Origin of the sequence: Aliikangiella sp. G2MR2-5 (assembly GCF_015687155.1) — a bacterium.
Lineage (GTDB): Bacteria > Pseudomonadota > Gammaproteobacteria > Enterobacterales > Kangiellaceae > Aliikangiella.
Map to the genome: position 1 here is coordinate 213220 of NZ_JADPQF010000002.1, position 20014 is coordinate 233233.

General features: G+C 43.6%; 16 protein-coding genes. 4 read left to right on the top strand and 12 right to left on the bottom strand.

What is annotated here, in order from left to right; translation table 11 throughout:
• The 6 genes from IYN84_RS08340 to pilG form a co-directional block, all read right to left on the bottom strand.
• Positions 1–6900 (bottom strand): Hpt domain-containing protein, encoded by a 6900-nt coding sequence (locus tag IYN84_RS08340; RefSeq protein WP_196138753.1) that lies wholly within the window; start codon positions 6898–6900, stop codon positions 1–3.
• A 19-nt stretch (positions 6901–6919) separates the two neighbouring features.
• The gene (locus IYN84_RS08345) at positions 6920–7804 is read right to left on the bottom strand and encodes a protein-glutamate O-methyltransferase CheR (protein ID WP_196138754.1); all 885 of its coding nucleotides are present in this window, start codon (positions 7802–7804) and stop codon (positions 6920–6922) included.
• A gap of 45 nt (positions 7805–7849) precedes the next feature.
• Complete coding sequence (locus IYN84_RS08350; protein ID WP_196138755.1) at positions 7850–9910, bottom strand: methyl-accepting chemotaxis protein; 2061 nt, start codon at positions 9908–9910, stop codon at positions 7850–7852.
• Positions 9911–9963: 53 nt separating this feature from the next.
• Positions 9964–10509: a chemotaxis protein CheW gene (locus IYN84_RS08355; RefSeq protein ID WP_196138756.1), complete on the bottom strand. Its 546-nt coding sequence runs from the start codon at positions 10507–10509 to the stop codon at positions 9964–9966.
• Between the two features lie 8 nt (positions 10510–10517).
• Entirely contained in the window at positions 10518–10883 is a 366-nt protein-coding gene (gene pilH, locus IYN84_RS08360) for a twitching motility response regulator PilH (protein ID WP_196138757.1), read from the bottom strand.
• 65 nt (positions 10884–10948) lie between these two features.
• Positions 10949–11335, bottom strand: a complete 387-nt coding sequence (pilG, locus tag IYN84_RS08365) for a twitching motility response regulator PilG (protein ID WP_196138758.1) — start codon at positions 11333–11335, stop codon at positions 10949–10951.
• A gap of 352 nt (positions 11336–11687) precedes the next feature.
• Between pilG and gshB the strand changes: the two genes are divergently transcribed.
• From gshB to ruvX, 4 genes are all read left to right on the top strand, one after another.
• A complete protein-coding gene (gene gshB / locus IYN84_RS08370) occupies positions 11688–12650 on the top strand; it encodes a glutathione synthase (RefSeq protein WP_196138759.1) in 963 nt (320 codons plus the stop codon).
• 32 nt (positions 12651–12682) lie between these two features.
• On the top strand, positions 12683–13576 hold the full coding sequence (locus IYN84_RS08375; protein WP_196138760.1) for an energy transducer TonB: 894 nt from the start codon (positions 12683–12685) through the stop codon (positions 13574–13576).
• A 91-nt stretch (positions 13577–13667) separates the two neighbouring features.
• A complete protein-coding gene (locus IYN84_RS08380; protein ID WP_196138761.1) occupies positions 13668–14228 on the top strand; it encodes a YqgE/AlgH family protein in 561 nt (186 codons plus the stop codon).
• Entirely contained in the window at positions 14225–14635 is a 411-nt protein-coding gene (ruvX, locus tag IYN84_RS08385; protein WP_196138762.1) for a Holliday junction resolvase RuvX, read from the top strand. The genes IYN84_RS08380 and ruvX overlap by 4 nt, the downstream gene beginning before the upstream one ends.
• Before the next feature lie 12 nt (positions 14636–14647).
• On the opposite strand, the gene IYN84_RS08390 is transcribed toward ruvX, so the two are convergent.
• From IYN84_RS08390 to IYN84_RS08415, 6 genes are all read right to left on the bottom strand, one after another.
• Positions 14648–15088 (bottom strand): hypothetical protein, encoded by a 441-nt coding sequence (locus tag IYN84_RS08390; protein ID WP_196138763.1) that lies wholly within the window; start codon positions 15086–15088, stop codon positions 14648–14650.
• Positions 15088–15846, bottom strand: coding sequence for a hypothetical protein (locus IYN84_RS08395; protein ID WP_196138764.1), 759 nt, complete (start codon positions 15844–15846; stop codon positions 15088–15090). The genes IYN84_RS08390 and IYN84_RS08395 overlap by 1 nt, the downstream gene beginning before the upstream one ends.
• A 193-nt stretch (positions 15847–16039) precedes the next feature.
• Positions 16040–16579 carry a peptidylprolyl isomerase gene (locus IYN84_RS08400; RefSeq protein ID WP_210330356.1) on the bottom strand — a complete coding sequence of 180 codons (540 nt, stop codon included), beginning with the start codon at positions 16577–16579 and terminating at the stop codon, positions 16040–16042.
• Positions 16580–16660: 81 nt separating this feature from the next.
• Positions 16661–17602, bottom strand: coding sequence for a cation diffusion facilitator family transporter (locus IYN84_RS08405; protein WP_196138766.1), 942 nt, complete (start codon positions 17600–17602; stop codon positions 16661–16663).
• A gap of 85 nt (positions 17603–17687) precedes the next feature.
• Positions 17688–18746: a proline racemase family protein gene (locus IYN84_RS08410; RefSeq protein WP_371734830.1), complete on the bottom strand. Its 1059-nt coding sequence runs from the start codon at positions 18744–18746 to the stop codon at positions 17688–17690.
• A 100-nt stretch (positions 18747–18846) separates the two neighbouring features.
• Entirely contained in the window at positions 18847–19794 is a 948-nt protein-coding gene (locus IYN84_RS08415) for an ornithine cyclodeaminase family protein (protein ID WP_196138767.1), read from the bottom strand.
• Between the last annotated feature and the right edge of the window lie 220 nt (positions 19795–20014).

The following is a 20014-nucleotide window of genomic DNA, read 5'->3' on the forward strand; positions in this document are numbered from 1 at the left end:
TCAAGCTTTATTCGGCAACAATGATGATATTGCATCTAACAAATCAACTTCGTTATATGGTTTACCCATGTATTGGTTGACACCGATCTGCTCAGCTCGCTCACGATGCTTCTCTCCTGTTCGAGAAGTGATCATGATAATCGGTAAATCTTTGAGCGCTTCGTCATGACGGATAATCGTTGCTAACTCAAAACCATCCATTCGAGGCATTTCAATATCAAGAAGCATAACATCAGGTTTTTGCTCGCCTAATACGTTCAATGCATCAACACCATCCTTTGCGGTTATAACATCGAAGTCATGACGCTGCAGTAAACGAGTAGTAACTTTACGCACAGTAATCGAGTCATCAACCACCATAACTGTCGGAACTTTATCCTCTTCCACAACTTGCGCAACATCCATACCTTCGATGATCTTAGCATCCATTCGACGAATCAATGCCGGCATATCCAGAATAAGTACAACTCGGCCATCACCAAGAATGGTTGCGCCAGACAGACCGCTGATAGTGCTCAACTGGCTTCCTAACGCCTTCACAACTATCTCACGACTTCCCAGTAGCTCATCAACCTGCAGTGCTGTAGGATGATCCGCTCCATGAAGCAGAAGCACCGGTAAGGGTTGAGTAACACCAGCAAAGTTGGCCGACTTATTATGGTCGAGCAATTGCCCGAGATACTTCATTGAATAATCAATACCTGCGTATTCAAAGTTTGCATCATCATTGCTGTAATATTCTTCCAACTCAAATGGGCTTACTCGAACAATACCCTCAATATTTGACAGTGGAATAGCGAAAACTTCATCTCCAAGTTGAACCATCAATGCATGATTAACCGATACTGTAAATGGCAGCTTCACCGTGAATATTGTTCCGACTCCTGAAGTCGAATCAATTTCTATCAAACCACCCATCTGCTTTATTTCACTATTTACGACGTCCATACCAACACCGCGTCCAGAAATCTGGGTAATCTGTTCTGCGGTACTGAATCCTGCTTCCAAAATTAATTGTTGCAACTCGTGATCGGTGAGATCTGAGCTTTCATTGATCAGTCCTTTCTCGGTCGCTTTTTTACGAATAGCCTCTAGATTAAGGCCTCGCCCGTCGTCCTGTATCTTGATAAATACTTCACCACCTTCTCGGAATAGTGAAATTTTAACGCTACCAGTTTCAGGCTTATTATTTGCCCGTCTTTCTTCCGGAGGCTCAATACCATGGTCCATCGCATTTCTAAGCATGTGCTCAAGTGGTGCAATCATCCGCTCGAGAACAGTTCTATCCATCTCACCTTCAGCGCTGATAGTTAACTCAATCGTTTTACCAAGCTCAGTGCTAATCTGCCTAACCATCCTTCTGAGTCGTGGAACCAGACTTTCAAATGGCGTCATCCTGGTACGCATCAAGCTTTCCTGCATTTCGGTATTCACTCGACCTTGCTGTAATAGCAAGGTTTCCGAATCGGAAGTTAATGCATCGAGAGTTTCCTTTAAACTCACCAAGTCAACAGCACTCTCACCAAGACCTCGAGTCAATTCCTGTTGACGGGTATATCGGTCCATTTCCAGCGGATCAAAGTCGTCATATTCCATTCCTCCTGAAATTTCCCGGCGATATAAAATTTGAGCCTCTGTTTCTATATCCAGATTTCTTAATTGATCTTTCAAGCGTTCAATCGTTGAGCTCATTTCCTCAAGATTGTACTTAAGCACCGACATTTGCTGCTCGAGACGCGCTCGGAAAATACTGGTTTCACCTGCAAGATTTACCAATGACTCCAGCTGTTCAGCCGGTACACGAATAATTTCTGTAGGCTGCGTTGCCTTTGCTTTTTCCAGCTTCTTTTCTTCAAACGAAACAACTTCTGCGGACTTAGCTTCTGTTTCTTTAGGCGAATCAGCAGTAGCCTCTTCAGCCGCTTCAGGCTCAACAGTTGGTTCAACTTTATCTGTTGCCACCGCCTGCTCAGCGCTGCTGATTGGCTTACCCGCAATCAAGGCTTCTAATGAAGCCATGTAAGCAGCAGGGACAGTCATTTGACGTTTTTCTGTAACCTCATTTACAAGACCGGCGATAACATCATAGCCCTCAAGCAGGAAGTTAACGTCTTCAGGCTTGGCTTCCAGGTCTCCACGGTTAACTTTTTCGAAATAGGTTTCCATTTCATGAGTCAAGTCACCCAGAACAACAAGATCAGAGAGACGCGCACCACCTTTAAAGGTATGCAAGGTTCTCTGCAACAGATCAATAGCTGCCTTATTGTCTAAAGATTCCGACCAGTCGTGTAATGCTTCATCAAGAGATACAAGTAGTTCGTCCGCTTCTTCCAGATAGATCTCAAGGACTTCCTCGCCATCTTCATCAAGCTCAACTTTCTGTATATCTCCGGTAACCACCACTGGAGTAGCCGGTGCAATAGTATCTTCTACGACAAGAGCTTCTTCCTGAGGCTTCTCGATTTGAATATCATCTTCAATTGCCTGAGGTTCAGCAGATTCAATCAACTCATCTTCGGTCGTTTCTACTTCAGCTGTAAAAGGCTCATCAAGCTCTGCTAGCTCTTCAGAATCATCTTCCTCTGCTTGAACAGTCTCTTCGAGTGTAGTTTCAAATTCCATAGAACCAAGATCATCGAGTTCAGACTCTTCACTGGGTTGAGACTCTTCACTGGGTTGAGACTCGCCACTGGGTTGAGACTCGTCACTCGGCTGAGACTCTGCGGAAAGCTCAACCGACTCTGACTCAAGGACATCGAAGGTTTCTAACTGTTCGTCAGTATCCATTGACTCATAAGTATCAAGCACATCACCTGCATCCTCGGTTGCTTCAATTTGCAACTCATTTAATTCGAGCTCTGCGGTTGCCTCTTGCTCGGACTCCAGCACTTCACTCTCAGCTTCCGTCAATTCATGATCGACCGGAAGCTCTTCAAGTTCTAATAGTTCTTCTGGTTGCTCGCCACTTACTTCAAGGATGAGCTCACTTTCGTCTGGCTCCATTTCCAGAGTTGGGATTTCAATATCGTCAACTACCTCAACAGACTCTAATGAGGACTCTGTGATTTCTTCTGTTTCAAAAGCACCTTCCGACTCAAGCATTTCATCTAGAGTTGGAATTTCGTCAGTTTCACTTTCTTCAACACCCAAAGATAAAGACAGTTCCTCTTCGGGCTCCAACAGTTCGTCAGAAGGCTCCAACGGCTCTGCTGTAACTTCAAGCTCCTCTGCAGGTATTTCTGTGTCCGCCAACTCTATAGTTTCGCTCTCAGGTGCTACTACTTTAGTCGGAGCTTCAATAGACGGACTTTCACTAATTGATACCGGCTCGCCAGCCAGACGCTTCCTTAATAACTCAACTTCACGAGTTGCTTCTGCAGGCCAGCTTAAACGCTTAAGCTCGGCAATCATCACTTCCAGCTTGTTGGTCGCCAACTCAACCAGTTCATAGTCAATTGGAGCTAGCTCTCGACCAAACTCTAATACCGTGTTGAACATATCTTCGGCAGCGTATCCAAGTTCTCCGACCGACATAGCACCTGCCATTCGGGAACTACCTTTAACCGTATGGTAAATCCGTCTCAACTCCTGATGTAACTCTTTGCTGGAAAGGTTATCCTTCCAACGAACCAATAGCTCTCTGGCAGACTCTATCAGCTCTTCTCCTTCTTCTACAAAAAGCTCAACCAGCTCAACGTCCATATCCTCTGGAGGTGTGCCCGCCTCTAGCACCGGACCTTCTATCCAGTTTTCAATTTTTGTGACTAGTTCATCCGGAACAAATAGATCTTCTTCGGATGCCAGTCTATTTAGCATTCCATCTAAAGAGTCGACGCTTTCATTCAATAGATTACAGAAAGTCATATCGACTTCACCGCGACTCGCAGCGATAGATGCCATTTTTTCAGATACCGAAGCAAGCCGCTGCAACTCATCGATTGTCAGCATTTCTGCGCCGCGCAGGAATGTATGAAGTTCAACTCGAATATTGTCGATTAACTCTCTATGCCCAAGAGAACTACTCAGTTTTTCATTTAGCTGAGACACCTCTTGTAGAATATCCTGACCTTCGGTTAGGAAAATGGAGACCAGCTGTTGATCACGATGTTGTGCTGAAACTTCCCCTGAAACAGGTGACTCAAGCTCCATATTTTCTATTTCAGACTGGACAACTTTAAGCGCATCTTCGGCAATTGGCGCGCCGGTCTTCAGCTTCTGCAAATATTCGCTTAAAGCGGCATGGGTTTTTCTCAAAGTTTCAAGGTTTATCTGGCTGAACCGTTGATTGCTTCCTTTAGCCAGACGAGCAAAACTTTCCAGAGGTCCAGCAATAACAGCTATTTTGCCTACATTAGCCATGTTGGCACTACCCTTAAGGGTATGTAACGCACGAATGAGTTCGTCAGTTATGGCAACACTTCCCTGACTTGGAGATTGATCTATAAATTGTTTCACCGCTTCCAGGTGAGTCTCTGCTTCTGTAGAGAAAATCTCCAATAATACCGGGTCGATTGACTCTGCAATACCCGCTTGCTTGGAAGCTTGCTCACCAGCTGCAACAGTTTCAACTGCTTTTTCAACTACAGGTTTTGGGGATTCATAACTGAATTCAGCGATTGGTTTACCAGCAGCTATATGCTCAGCACGAGCAACTATTTGTAAATAGTCATCACCACATGATTTTTGTTGAGCGAAACACTCTACCAAACGAGGTAAAATAGTATGCGCTTTGTTTAGCGTTTCGATAACAGGAGTTTCTGCCGGTACTGACTCTTCAATTACCTTATTCAACAGGTTCTCTATCGCCCAGCTAAACTCACCAATAACCTTTGCACCAACCAGTCGACCACTACCTTTTAGCGTATGGAACGAACGACGCATAGTGGTGAGCGCCTCTTCATCCTGGGTATTATTAACCCAACGCGGCAACATGTCGTTAATAGCCTCAATTTCTTCTTCTGCTTCTTCAAGGAAGATTTCCAGTACTTCATCATCGATCAAGGTTTCATCAACTTCTTTATCAGCAGAACTGGTTGCTAAAGGAATAACATCGGCAACAGGTGCAGGTTTTGACTCTTGCTGGGTCGTCGGAGTACTGGCGACAGCACTTTGTTCTTTGGCGGGCTCGGTAGAAGAAAGCTCTTCAACTGACGCCGAAGCTGCAGGTGTCGATGGTGCTTCAGGTGGTGTAGCAAGCTCCACTTCCAGTTTGGCCAGGCTATTTTTCGCACCTGCCAATATTGAAGCAATACCTCTATGTTTTCCTTCTTCAGAAGCTTCTAGATAATACTCAACACTTGTAATTACATCCGCTAATGCGTCAAGACTAGACTCATCTGGTTGATAATTAAGATTAATAATGCGTTCTTCAATGAACCGTTTCGCTACTTTCAATATGCCAGCGGCTTCATCAAATTGAATAATTTTTACCGCGCCCAAGACTTCTTCCAGTTGCTTCGGTACTTCAGCAATTGCCTCTCGATTAAATCCTGAAGCAATATAATTAATCATGTGGTCTTTAGCAGAAAGCATACTTTTGCGAGCAACTTTAATAAGAGCTTCTGTCGCTTCATCGACTTCAGACTCTTTCGCTTTAGCTTCACCTTTTTCGGTAAGGTCGGCACCAGGTTCAGCTTCGTCATGAGCCTCAAGATCTACATTCTTAAGATTAGCTTCAACAAATAATAAGGCTCCAGCAACATCCATTACCATGGAGTCATCAGGTATTTTATTCAGGTCTATCTGTTTTTGGATGCTCGAGATTTGTTGACGAACGACATCTCTAGGGATCGCTAACTCAAGTAGAGTCAAAGTATCAGAAATTCGAGTTAATGAATCGACCAAAATTTGTAATTGTGAAATATCTTTTGACGGTGCGCGGACAAACAGATCAAGCTGATCTTTTACCGAAGCCAATTCTTCATTGATTGCCCCAACAACATTGGTAACCGCACTAGAATCCGGCTTGGATAATTTAGCCTGCCTTTTCTCCAACTGCTCATCGGAAGGTAGGTACTTATCCAGGTCAAACTCTCGCTTGAGTGCAATAATACGTTCATTTTTCGAGTTTGATCTTGCGACAAAATACAATAATTGAGAAAGAAGTTTTTCAGGAATAACATCATTCAAAGCTTCGGCACCAACGTCCGCCAAACGCTTTATTTGCTTATCGACCTGCGCCAGTAATTGATGAGCCTCTTTTTTCTTATAGTGACCGCCTTCAGAAATAGAGAAAATGAAACCGTCAGCAACCCACCAAAGTCGACTTACCGAAGCGCCTTCAGTTAAGCCTTCGAGTCTAAGCAGAACCTTATGAATTCTGGCAAGACCCTCTTTTATCTTTTGGCCTCGGATAATTCCTGTTAGCCCTTTTTGAAAATGCGCTCGAAGCTTTTTGGCATTATCTTGAAAAGCCGTTGTTTTATCAGTTTCACTAACCTGTTCTGTTGCTCTTGGAGGTAATACACTTCTTGTATCAGCACTAAATACATCCTGAGCGTCTACTGGTGCTTCGTTAGCCGCAGCTCGAATTTCATTGATAAGAGGCAGTAGCACAACAGGTATATCTTTTTGCCCTTCCTCTACTCTCTCGAGGTAACCGGGTAATTGAAGTAAGGCGCGCATTAATATTTCGAATGAAGACTCAACCGCTAAAGATGAGTCATTAGACATTTTATCGGCAAGCTTCTCCATTTCCTCGGCAAGACGTGCTGCCCCGGAAAAGTCAAGCATCTGCAGAGTACCGTGCACTTGATGCAAACAGTTGATGCAAAATTGAATCTGGGTTTGATCCTGCGTATCTTCGGCAAAATTTTCTAAGCCCTGCCGAGCCTGATCCAGCGTATTATTGATTTCTTTTCTAACCCAGCTTAATGCTAACTGGTCGTAGTTGTCACTCATGACCACTCCGTCATTGTTGTTAACAGTTATCGTTCGACTTTTTTAAATAAGCCAAACAATCTTTGTTATCTAATCTTGTTAGTTCACCGTTCTCAAACAAGGTAACCTCCCCATGACCCAAGACTAGCAAGCCACCAGGCTTCAGTCTTTTTGTCAGTTGATTGACCACCATTTTTTTTCGCTCACTACGAAAATAGATGAGAACGTTCTGACAGTAGATGACATCAAATAATTGCTTATTTCTTTCTCCCAGTTCCAGCACATTACCTTGTATAAAACAAGTTCGCTGCCGGATGGGCTCTTTAACCTGATAGTAGTCATCAGCTAACAGATCAAAGTATAAGTTTTTCGCAGCCTGTGGCACAAAATCCAACTGACGCGCAGCATAAATACCTTCTCTTGCTACCGCCAATGACGGGTAGCTGATATCTATCGCTGTTACACCGTAATAAATATCCTTTCCCTGCGATTCACGTAATCCATGATTCACTTTGTCCAGCTCAATGGCCAAAGTATAGGCTTCTTCACCGGTTGAACAACCAACACTCCACAGCTGAATATGCTGTGGCTTATTCGGCTCGCTTTGAAAGCCTTCAATTGCTCGATTTCGACAATAATTTGCGACCAAATTGAGTGACGCGGAATCTCGGTAATAACAGGTTTCATGAACCGTTAACGAATCAACCAAGGTTGCCCAATCTAAAACCGTAATTGCTCCAGCATCCAGCTTGCTATACAGCTCAGAAAAATTTTTTAGACCTTTATCTTTAAGGTGTCGGGTCAACGCGGCAATCAAAAAAACCTTACGACTTTCCGGCAACCAGAGCCCTGTTCGTTTTTCTAAAAGAGTTTGCCAAAGGGCAAACTCTTCAGATTCCATTTCAGGAAGTTCGTAAGCTGCCATGCTTTTCCTTAACTTCTAAAAAAGCCAATATCGTTTGGTGCCAGTTTATGCTTCTTCGGGTAGCTTGAAACCTGCGATTGAGTTATTCAACTCATCCGCCAGTTCAGCCAGTTTACCGATCGAGCTTGCGGTATTCTGTGTACCTTCAGATGTTTGGTTAGTAATTTCCTGGATTACATTCATCGTGTTAGATACGTGACCTGCTGATGCAGCTTGTTGTCTTGCCGCATTAGATATGTTCTGGATCAAGTCCGCCAAACTTTTCGATACGCGCTCGATTTCTTCCAGCGCAACACCCGCATCTTGTGCCAATCGAGCTCCATGAACCACCTCTGCAGTCGATGCTTCCATCGAAATTACCGCTTCGTTTGTATCTGTCTGGATGGTTTTTACTAGCGCCTCAATCTGTTTAGTCGCGTTACCGGAACGTTCCGCCAGTCGCTGTACCTCATCCGCAACAACCGCGAAACCACGACCGGCCTCACCCGCCATCGATGCCTGGATTGCAGCGTTAAGTGCCAGAATGTTTGTTTGGTCGGAAATGTCGTTGATCAGAGATACGATATCCCCGATTTCCTGGGAAGATTCACCCAGACGTTTTATACGCTTGGATGTTTCTTGTATTTGCTCACGGATAGTATCCATACCTTGAATTGTATTTCGTACAACCTCACCACCTTTTTTCGCTATTTCTACCGATTTTTCCGCTACCGTTGATGATTCGGATGCGTTAGCAGATACCTGTTCAATGGATACCGCCATTTCGTTGATCGCGGCCGAGGCTCCGGTAATTTCCTGTGCCTGATTGCGCGATGCTTGTGCCAACTCCATCGAGATGTTCTGCGTAGCATCGGTTGCATTTGCCAGTTTCACAACCGAGTCTTTGATGGTCGATACCAGGCTTCTAAGTTGGTCGATTGTAAAGTTCATCGCATCGGCAATCGCTCCAGTGAAATCCTCGGTTACCGTTGCGTTTGTTGTCAGATCACCGTCTGCCAGTCCTTCCATTTCATCCAGTAGTCGGATGATCGCCTGTTGGTTTCTTTCATTTTGCAACTTTTCGTTGTCTGCGGTTTCACGAGCACGCTCAGTACGAACTTTGTCATCCTTACGTTGGCGACCGTAAAGTAATATCAGGAATATCAATACAAATCCACCTGCACCGGCTGACCAGTATGGGTGTCCCGGCTTGGTGAAATCGTCACCGGTATTTTCATAAGCTGCTTGAAGTTTTTCGGTTAGAGCTAGCATGTCGCTCGCTTGAATAAAGATTTGGTCCGATGCCGTATGAACACCGAAAAGTTCTTCCGTTGACTGGATAACATAATCCACATTTTGTTTTACGCTTTCGTAATGGGTCGCGATACTTTCAAGAGACTGACGCGCTTCAGCGTTAGTCACACGATCGATTCCTAACATGGCATCGCCTTCAAGCATTCCTGTTAAGACCTCACCAAATACATCCACGTCATGTCCGAAGTTTTCCGCCGACATTGAAGCATCTTCACCACCCTGGAGTACTTTTTGGAAAGAGCGCAGTATTCTTTCCGCGTAAAGAGACTGACGGGTCGCAAACATTACCTGTTCAGGCGTTGAATTTGAGTCGAGCAAAATATCCTGAACATTTTGATAAAGGAACTGCATCTGAGGAATAGTTGCGGAAAGTTCAGCCGCGATATCATGCAGACCAATTACCGTTTCTTGTCCGTTAGAAACGATCTCAACATTTTTGTCCAGTTCACTCCATAAGTCACCAACAGGACGAACCTGATTTCTAAGGATATCTTCCGGCGAAGGTGGCAAACCTTTTGAATCATCTCCGCGACTAATGTGGTTAAACTGAGCCTGGAATCCTTTACGGGAAATTTTCAATTGCTCAAAAGCCTCGGCGTTACCTTGCGAAGCCTCGGATGCGTTTTTTGCAACCTGCTGTGACAATACGCGAAGGTTACCCGCTTTGGTCAACCTCGTCTGGTTGAATTGACTTTCTCTCAACCCCCACCAAAGGTTGACAGCTCCAACCAATATGAAAAATAGCAGTGACCAGATGAATACGCCGGTATTCGATCCCGCCTCTATTTGACTTTTTTTATCGTCTGCGCTCATAGTTTAATTCCTGAAATACGAAATTGATTCAAAAAGATTGTAAGCCCGTCTTCTTATACTAGTGCGACCTGGCGAAACGACGGTGTTTCTGCCAAGGTATGTAAACTGAAAACATTCCTCAAGTTTTCACCTACATAAAACCCACCTTTCAGATAAGGCTTCATCGCCTCATCATCTACGGGCACATCCTTTACCCACTCTTCGTTTTCAAAGTGATTCAACCCTAATACTTCGTCAACGATTACACCACAATGTATTCCATCGTGATTAACAACTAAAAGTCTCTGTCTGCGCAGAGCATGTGGTGCTTTTCTTCCTAAAAATCCATGAAGATCCATTATGGGTAACAAAGTACCCCGTATATTTGCAAGACCTCTGACCCAAGTTTTCGCGCCCGGAACTTTGGTATAACGTGGAATGGCAATAATTTCCGCCACTTCTTTAAGCTGCACCACATATTCGTTGCCTGAAACACGAAAGCCGATTCCAGTCCAGAATCGGCTTAAGTCTTCTTCACGAGTAACAACTTCAGCGCTTTCAAAGCTACGCTTTTCTATTTGTTTTAGCGTTTCGAATGCTTGTAAATCTGTCTCGCTCATAAAATGGTCTATCTTCCTAAGATGGCTTGGATCGTATTAATTAGGTTTCCTTCTTCCACCGGCTTGGTGAGATAGTCCTTAGCACCCTGACGCATACCCCAGATTTTGTCAGTTTCCTGATCTTTGGTTGTTACTATAACAACCGGAATATGCGCAGTTGCAGGATCTTTCTTTAACTGGCGTGTTGCCTGGAACCCATTTAACCCAGGCATAACAACATCCATCAATACCAAGTCAGGTAACTCTTCCTTGGCCACAGCAACACCAGACTCACCACTCTCAGCAGTTACAACCTGGTATCCGTTTGACTCTAGAATTGTTGATAAAACGTGAATTTCTGTAGGTGAATCATCTACGATTAGAATCTTAGACATTTAATTATTTCCCCCGCTTGACTTTGTTCTTTTTAAGTCAGGCTAATGCTTTAACACAAAAGACGCTACGCGAGACTGACATGATCAGTAATAGCGCTTAGAAGTTCGTCTCGACTAAAAGGCTTGGTTAAATATTGATCTGAACCGACAATACGACCCTTTGCACGATCAAACAGGCCATCTTTACTCGATAGCATGATCACCGGCGTGTCCTGAAATTCTTTATTATTTTTTATTAGTGCACAGGTTTGGTATCCATCCAATCGGGGCATCATAATATCGACAAAGATGATATTAGGTTTGTGATCCGCGATCTTGGCTAGTGCATCAAAGCCGTCGACTGCAGTAACGACTTCACAGCCTACTTTTTTAAGCAAAGTCTCGGCAGTACGACGAATTGTCTTACTGTCGTCGATAACCATTGCTTTGAGACCTTGAAAACTATTTTCCATCGATCATTCCTCATCAGGGAGATTCGTATATCGCCCATCATTCAATATTAAAGCCTTACACCCCCCTCAAAAGATGGAGAGTGCCTAGGTAACTTGTAACATAAATGCGGTGGCTAATCCACATTGATTTTAGGATATTGAGAGTAAGTCACAAAGACTTGTATATCCTGCTAGCTTAAAAAAGAAAACTTTAAGAATCAAGCTTTTAAGATACATGACAGCTATTTGACTTTAAATAGGCCTCATAACCTATTGATATTTAAGCTCAAACTATTGTTTTCGATTTTCAACTATCTATAATAGAATGGTCCGTGTAACCTTCGTCTCAATATTAGTATAGTCGAGAGAAAGAATGTCTTTAAAAATAGCTATCCTGATGGATCCGATTGAACAAATAAACATCAAAAAAGACAGTAGTTTTGCCATGCTACTGGAAGCTCAATCAAGAGGTCATCAACTCTTCTATCTGGAGCAACAGGATCTCTACTTGAAAGACGGTAAAGTCAAAGCACATACTCATCGACTGACTGTTGAGGACAATCCTTCTGTCTGGTTTACAAAAGAGCCGATCGGACAGCTTAATGCAAATGAATTTGATGTACTTTTGATGCGTAAAGACCCGCCATTTGATATGGAGTTTGTCTATTCGACCTATTTACTGCAACTAGCCCAGGAACAGGGATTACTTGTGGTAAACAATCCACAGAGCATACGCGATGCTAACGAAAAACTATTTACCGCCTGGTTTCCTCAATGCTGCCCAACGACGCTTGTTAGTCGCAACGAAAAAGATTTCCGTGCTTTTCTTAAAGAACACGAAGACATCATTCTAAAGCCCCTGGACGGAATGGGCGGAAGTTCAATTTTCAGAGTTCGAGCTGGAGACCCTAATATAGGCGTAATAATCGAAACATTAACTAACCTCGGTCGAACCACTGCAATGGCGCAGGCTTTTATTCCAGAAATAAAGCTGGGAGACAAGCGAATACTTATGGTTGATGGCGAGCCTATCCCCTACTGCCTGGCTCGCATTCCAGCCCAGGGAGAAACACGTGGAAATCTGGCCGCCGGTGGCCGAGGAGAAGCCAGACCACTGAGCGATCGAGATTTGTGGATAGCAAGACAGGTTGGTCCGACCTTAAAAGAGAAAGGCTTGATGTTTGTTGGCCTCGATGTGATTGGGGACTACCTCACAGAAATTAACGTCACCAGCCCTACCTGTATAAAAGAGATTGACGCAGCTTTTGATACTCAGATAGCCTCTCAACTATTTGACTCAATCGAGCTAAAATTAAGAGAGAAGGCAGCCAGTTAGGCGGAAAGTAGAAAAAGGTATTAGCTAAAATCATGCAAAATCATCACGGCACCATCGATAATCAGGTACAAGCCAAAGTATCGCAAGTGGACAAAATGATGTTTTGTGCGTTTTTGGCGCTCGCTTTTCACGCATTACTCTTATTCGGAGTGGTCTTTACCTTACCAGACCTGAAACCAAGCAAGTATGAAAAATCCTTCAATGTGGTTCTCGCTCAGTTCGCAGCAGAAAAGAAACCCGAGAAGGCAGACTTCATTGGACAGTCTAACCAAGAAGGTGGAGGTGATAGTGAAGACTTACTTATGCCTAGCACTAAAGAGATGGCACAATTTAATGACCCCAATGCGTTGGCCTCGGAGCCTATGCAGCAACCCGCGGCTTCACAAACCCAAAATTCTTCAAACGAGTTCATTGCTTCCCGCGGAAATGAGCAGCTAAACAAGCGACCACTCGAACAAACTGAAAATAGCCAGCAGGTTCCTGATACCGCATCCTTGATTAACAAGAGTTACCAGCTTTCAGGCCTCATTGCGAATCTTGATTCGCAGAATGTCAATCAGGCGCGCAAAGCCAGGGTAAGACATATTTCAGCATCGATCCACCGCTCATCTGACGCACTTTACCTGGATAGCTGGCGTCGAAAAATTGAGAATGTCGGCAATCTCAACTATCCAGAAAAGGCGAAAAAGGAAAAGATTTATGGAAATCTGACGCTTAAGGTAGCCCTCAACAAGGATGGAACAATTCACAATCTTAAAATTGTAAAAAGTTCAGGCAAAAAGCTTCTGGATGATGCGGCACTCCGCATTGTCAGAATGTCAGCTCCATTTCCTCCTCTTACCCCGGAAATGACCAAAGATACCGATATACTTGAAATTATCCGGGTCTGGCGCTTCCAACCTGATTATTCATTAAAAACTAACTAAACACTCTTTTTTGCCTGTTAAATAGCGAAAATAAAGGTTATTTAGTGCAAATTCCCTTGTTTTTTCCTACTTGCGGACCAACAATAATAGTATGAGCAAGTTTCCCAGTTTAAAAAATCATTTGCTGATCGCAATGCCTTCGCTGAAAGATGCCAATTTCAGTCGAAGCGTTACTCTTTTATGTGAACATAATGCAGATGGCGCAATGGGGCTGGTAATTAATCACCCGTTAGATTTCTCTACTTCCGACCTTCTGGAACACATGGAAATTCCTTGTAGCCATAACCACAACATTAATCCGGTTTTTGCCGGAGGTCCGGTTCAGGTCGATCGCGGTTTCGTGATCCACCGTGCAGATAAATTGTGGAAATCAAGTATTTCTCTGGAAAACAACATTTCAGTCACCACCTCCTCAGATATACTGCATGCGATTGGTCGTCATGAAGTCGATGATGACGCGATTATTGCCTTGGGATATGCAGGTTGGGAAGCAGGTCAATTAGAATACGAAATCATGGAAAACTCCTGGTTAACAGTGCCTCTTAATCCTGAAATCATTTTTTCTACAGATATCGATAAGCGCTGGGAAAAAGCAGCTGAATTACTCGGCGTCGATATCACAACACTTACCCATACTTCCGGACACGCATGAGTCAAATTATCGCTTTCGACTTCGGTTTAGCCCGAATAGGTGTCGCTGTCGGCCAGTCGATCACCCAAACCGCCAATCCGCTGGATACGCTCAAAGCCAAAGATGGTAAACCCAGTTGGGAGCTGGTCGAAAAGCTCCTCAAACAATGGCAACCGGACAAAGTTGTAGTCGGTGAACCCTTTAATATGGATGGCAGTGATCAGGAGATTACCAAGCGCGCACGAAAATTTGCCAACCAGCTACATGGCCGCTTCGGTGTGCAGGTTGAAATGCTCGATGAGCGATTGACCAGTGCTGCGGCCAGAGAAGAGTTGTTTGAATTCGGGGGTTATCAGAAGCTTAAAAAATCACAAATTGACAGTATTGCAGCGGCTTTGATCCTGGAATCTTGGTTTGCCAGTAAATAAATTTAATACATTCTATGCATGGGCAAACTGTTGCACCAAATCATTCTCAAAATGCTCTACAGATCCTCGTGCGATATCAAACCCAGTGTGCTTATCGCCAGGCTCCACAAGGCTTTCAAACTCGTCAATTTTTTGCGTAATTAAATGAAGCTCTGTTATTTCACTATTAGAAAAATCACTCAAATCTAAAGCTATTTTATATATCCGATTTGTCTTTCTTCCAACATAAAACGTAAGGTTTGAATCTACCTTTTTAGCTTTGGTTTTTTCAAATTCATTAAGATATTTGAACTCAATAATACCTAAACACTCTTCATCATCCCTATAAGCACGAATAGCATGAGGCTTTTCAAAAGGGGATAATGTAAGCTTTACCTTAACTCCATTTATTACATCATCTTTTGGCTGATCGAGCTTCAGATCGTCCAGCGTAACCCATTCTGAAAGGTTCATTAAGTTCTCTCCAAAATCTGTCCTATCAATGAAATCAAAATGGAGTAATCATCTATAGAAGAAGTATCGACTCCGGTTTCTGAAGTACTATCTAGAACTAAAACTCCCCATAATTTACCATTTTTTTCAATTGGAAATCCACCAATTGTTGCTGGTGGAGGCTGCCCATTCCTGAACATTTGATAGTATCTATCTATAGTTATAGATGACTCTGTACAATATTTCTTTATTTCTTTTTTTCCTGCAGATTGACTTGGAACAGGTAATGGTTGAGTAACTGTGGTGCCAGAGCGAATGAAAATCATGCCAGCAATACCTTCTGCAACAGCATGATCTTTATTACAAAGAAATACTGAAGATGCTTTTTGTGTCGTATGACCAGATCGCAATACAGGAACAAGCCAGCCAGATAAAGGATGACTTTCTTTTTTATATGGCCAAATTTTATGAAAAAGTTTATTTTCAAACCTACCAGGTCTAGTTCCAAGCCTCCAACGAAACTTTTGATATTGAAACAATGTTACTCTATGAAAATGGCGAGGGTCATCAGAAAACTTTTTGAAAACTTTTTCTTGATATGCATCAATAAGGAACTGAAGCCTATTCCAAGCCCATTCGTCACCAGCGAGCTTTTTAATAAAAAAACCAAGCACAACTAATGTAATTATTAATAGAAAAAAGTACCACTGATATTTATGTACGAAACCAACAAAATATCGGCCAAACTCCGGCCACGATTCATTGTCAGTAGGATTCATATCCAGGAGAATTCCGTAAAGAACAAAAATTATTGAAGAGCCCCAGTAGCAGCTATTTCCAAACTTAAAAAAGAATGCTCTAATATTTGAGTTGCGCATATTTATTATTGTTTAACGCGAATTTTTACAAATCTATCAAAGCAAATTGAGATATTCAACTCAGAACTTATTTACTTACCATAAGCAAACGTCCTTATTCATTTATCAACGTAGCTTTTTTAACCACAAACTGCTTTACCGGTACTTCATCCCAGCCCAGTTCAGTATGATAATGAGTTTCCGCTCTTCCGATTGTGTCTAAAACCTCTTCCCCTTCCAGAACCAATCCAAAAACGCTATATCCCCAGCTCTTTCCCGGGTCCAGGTTGTCGTTATCGGCAAGATTAAAATAAAACTGATTGGTCGCAGAATGCGGATCTTCTTCACGTGCCATGGCAATCGTATAAGCCGTATTTTTTAGTCCGTTACCCGACTCGTTGAATATCGGTTTGTCCTGCTTTTTAGGATGATACAAAATATCATAGCCGCCACCCTGCACCACAAATTCAGGGACAACTCGGTGAATCACCGTACCGTCGTAACGTCCGCTAACAACATAGGTCAAAAAATTATTGCTGGTAATCGGCGCGCGATGTCGATTGAGTTCAACCACAATATTACCGACGTTAGTTTCCAGTAAAACTTTAGGAAATAAATTATCCGGCTGGACTTTTTCACCTTCATTTTCAGCCATCGTCGACAAACTGAAGACTGTTATTAAAAGTATCGTTAAACTTGAAATGTATCGCATAAAACAGATTCACTCGCGTGGTCATTAATCTTTATAAGGTTCAACATGAATGGAAATATCAGAAATATTAAATGCCGCTTCGATCGCATCTTCCAGCTCATCACAAATTTGATGTGACTCTTCTGTAGTCAAATCCGGCGCGACATGGATAATCATATCCAGAGTGGCATGGTTGCCGATCCAGCGCGAGCGAATTCGGGAAACTTTCTCCACCGGCTCGTATTTTAAAACCAGTTTACTCACCTGATCGGGATCGACCGCATATTCGTCAACCAGTATCGGCGCCGCTTTTTTAAACAGCTCGTAAGCCAGATATAAAATTAGTCCTGAAACTCCTAGCGCACAGATTTTGTCGAGAATTGGAAAACCGTTAACCGCCAGTTGCCAGCCACCGATGACTACTATAGTGGTCAATACATCGGCAAATGTATGATGGGCATCCGCTTTGAGAATACTCGAATCCAGTTTATTCGCCCAAAAACGCTGCCAGCTAGCCAGCCCAATATTCACCATCAAAACTCCTACCATTACCGCGAGTTCAAAATTGGAGGTAACCGGAACTTCATTACTACCACGAATAGCATTAATGGCCAGTTCGAATGCCAGCACGACCAGCAACACCGCCAAGCCTAAAACAGCGAGAGTCTCAAACTTGTGATGACCGTAAGGGTGTTCCTTATCGGCAGGCTTCTCGGAATGTTTAACGACCGCCCAGGCAACAATATTGTTGGCTACATCAGTTAACGAGTGTAATGCATCGCCAATAATCGCCATGGAACCTGTGGTAAAACCGATTGCTGACTTTGCCAGTAAAACAACAAGATTGGCCATACCTTCAATTAGAATAATACGGCGAACCTTTTGTTGTCTGTCCATTGAAGAAATTGAAGCGGACTTTTGAGGAAGCTGAATGCTGGCTTCCTCAGAATTTGAACACTGATTATCGGCGGATTGGCTAGTCGACATAATCGGATTAATGCTTTCAAGAATTTGTCGCCATCATATCACCCCTGAGTGACTGACGCTTGATTCTCGGCATTAAATTTAAATCTTATCGCAATAAAAATCCCTGGTTAAGCGGATCGGCCGGGTCCAGAATCAAGCGGTTAACGCCGCAAATATATGCCTGCCCCTCAACATAGGGAACCACCGCATCTATTTCACCAAGCGTTAATGTACGGGCAACTTTCGCTTTAAAGCGGGTTCCGATTAAACTCTCTATCACCATCCCTTCACCCACATCCAGCTCGCCTCGGGCATGATGGATTGCCATGCGGCCGGAGACACCGGAGCCAGTCGGCGAGCGATCCACCTCACCGTCGGCAAATACGCAAACATTACGACTATCAGCGCTTTCGCTTAAGGGATTACTGATAAAAATCGTGCCGTAGAGGAAACTTAATTCAGAATTTTGTGGGTGAATAATTTTGTTGCTACTGGTGACCACTACATTTTTGATTTCCGTGCCCAGTTGAATAATTTTGGCGTAATTACCTTCGGTTAAACTGAGGTTTAGCTGCGCGGCGTCGACATACGCATAAAAAGCACCGCCAAAGGCGAGATCGTAGCGAACCTCCTTATCCAGACTTGGCAGATACACTTGCTCGTCTAAAGCGCCGACAAAAGACGGAACGCACTCAAAAGAAGCGATAACCTCCTCTCCCGTCACTTTAGCCTGTACCAGAATCAGCCCGCAAGGTGCTTCGATTTTAAGTTTGGCCAGTCCCTCTCGAGCCTCCACCCAGCCCATTTTTACCGCCAATGTCATAATACCGATGACCGCGTGCCCGCACATGGTGCTGTAACCCTCGTTATGCATAAAAATAACGCTGCAGTCGGCTTCCTTATTAAATGGCGGGAGTAAAAGGCAACCATACATATCAGCATGCCCCCTCGGCTCGAACATGATGGCTTTTCTTAAGTCGTCAAATTCATCTTTTAAAATTCGCCGGTACTCAAGTAGTGACCCTGCGTTAATTTGTGGATACCCCGCAGTAATGACACGCAGCGGCTCACCTGCAGTATGCATATCGATAGTTTCAATTTCCCTGGCCCGCGCTGGAATCTGATAGATGCGGGACTGGTTAAACTTTTGAATAAAATCACTCACGTCTATTTCCTGACTGCTTTATTGTTAATAACGGGAATATAGATTTAAACCCGTAATTTTAAAATTCGAATAGCTTTTTTCAAACGAATATTCAAACACACTACAAAACTTTATCGGCGACCAAAGTTGCCGCAACCAGATCTTCCAGCGCATGACCGACAGATTTGAAAAAGGTGATTTCCGCGGCTGAACCTCTCCCTGTTTTGGTCCCGGCACACAGCTCAAACAATTCAGCTTTAAGATCTGTTTTATCAATAACCCCCTCACTCATAGGGATTACAATATCACCTGTCTCCTTGGTAGCCCCAGCGTAATGATCGACAAAAATTTCACTCCTTTTTAGACAATCATCGTCCGCTTCACGCATGTCGGGGCGATAAGCGCCGACCATATCCAGATGTTGACCTTGTCGCAACCATTTTCCTTTAATCAATGGCAACTTGCTTAACGTGGCGCAACTTAATATATCAGCCCGGGCAACCCCCTGCTCAATGGTGTCCACGACTTCAATCTCTAAGTCCTCCGTACTTAATTGTTGCCTGAGGTTCAAGGCTTTTTGCTTGTCACGGCCCCAAATGAGAACCCGGTTGATGGGTCTGACGGTCGCATGAGCCTTTATCAATTTGGACGAGAGTGCGCCAGTCCCAATCATCAACAATGTTCGACTATCAGGGCGCGATAGCAGTGACGATGCAAGCGCTGAGGTAGCGGCAGTACGCAAAGCGGTCAACGACTTGGCATCGAGCAAGGCCCGACATCCCCCTTTGTGGGCATCGAATAACAGATAAATCCCTTGAATGGAAGGAAGGTTATATCTTCCGTTATTAGGTGAAACGGTTACCATTTTTACGCCAAGATCTTTACCTGGATCCCACGCCGGCATTAGCAACAAAGTTGACTCTTCACCCTCTACGGGGTTCGGAAAATCATGATGATGACGCATAGGAACGTTGATAGTGGCAGAGGCAAATGCCCGCTTGAGAGCCGGAATTAAAGTGTCAAACTGGCACACTTTTTCAATTGTATTTTGATCAATAAATGTGAGCATAAGGTCAATAAGTAGCTAGTAGGTTCCAAACCAGCCAACCATTTTAATATTGCACACAATAAAAAACAATCCTTATTCAGCTTCCAAAAAGGTGAAGATAAACTTTCAGTAATACCCTGAGCGAATATTCGCGACTCATCTCAAGCTAATCTGCTATATAAGGGCAGGCTTTATGGTTCTATCCCAAGGAAATAGCTATCTTTTAAAGTAGGGTTCAATA

Coding starts and splice junctions, on each gene's coding strand:
- IYN84_RS08340 (WP_196138753.1), bottom strand. CDS start 6,900: ATGAGTGACAACTACGACCAGTTAGCATTAAGCTGGGTTAGAAAAGAA.
- IYN84_RS08345 (WP_196138754.1), bottom strand. CDS start 7,804: ATGGCAGCTTACGAACTTCCTGAAATGGAATCTGAAGAGTTTGCCCTT.
- IYN84_RS08350 (WP_196138755.1), bottom strand. CDS start 9,910: ATGAGCGCAGACGATAAAAAAAGTCAAATAGAGGCGGGATCGAATACC.
- IYN84_RS08355 (WP_196138756.1), bottom strand. CDS start 10,509: ATGAGCGAGACAGATTTACAAGCATTCGAAACGCTAAAACAAATAGAA.
- pilH (WP_196138757.1), bottom strand. CDS start 10,883: ATGTCTAAGATTCTAATCGTAGATGATTCACCTACAGAAATTCACGTT.
- pilG (WP_196138758.1), bottom strand. CDS start 11,335: ATGGAAAATAGTTTTCAAGGTCTCAAAGCAATGGTTATCGACGACAGT.
- gshB (WP_196138759.1), top strand. CDS start 11,688: ATGTCTTTAAAAATAGCTATCCTGATGGATCCGATTGAACAAATAAAC.
- IYN84_RS08375 (WP_196138760.1), top strand. CDS start 12,683: ATGCAAAATCATCACGGCACCATCGATAATCAGGTACAAGCCAAAGTA.
- IYN84_RS08380 (WP_196138761.1), top strand. CDS start 13,668: ATGAGCAAGTTTCCCAGTTTAAAAAATCATTTGCTGATCGCAATGCCT.
- ruvX (WP_196138762.1), top strand. CDS start 14,225: ATGAGTCAAATTATCGCTTTCGACTTCGGTTTAGCCCGAATAGGTGTC.
- IYN84_RS08390 (WP_196138763.1), bottom strand. CDS start 15,088: ATGAACCTTTCAGAATGGGTTACGCTGGACGATCTGAAGCTCGATCAG.
- IYN84_RS08395 (WP_196138764.1), bottom strand. CDS start 15,846: ATGAATCCTACTGACAATGAATCGTGGCCGGAGTTTGGCCGATATTTT.
- IYN84_RS08400 (WP_210330356.1), bottom strand. CDS start 16,579: ATGGCTGAAAATGAAGGTGAAAAAGTCCAGCCGGATAATTTATTTCCT.
- IYN84_RS08405 (WP_196138766.1), bottom strand. CDS start 17,602: ATGTCGACTAGCCAATCCGCCGATAATCAGTGTTCAAATTCTGAGGAA.
- IYN84_RS08415 (WP_196138767.1), bottom strand. CDS start 19,794: ATGCTCACATTTATTGATCAAAATACAATTGAAAAAGTGTGCCAGTTT.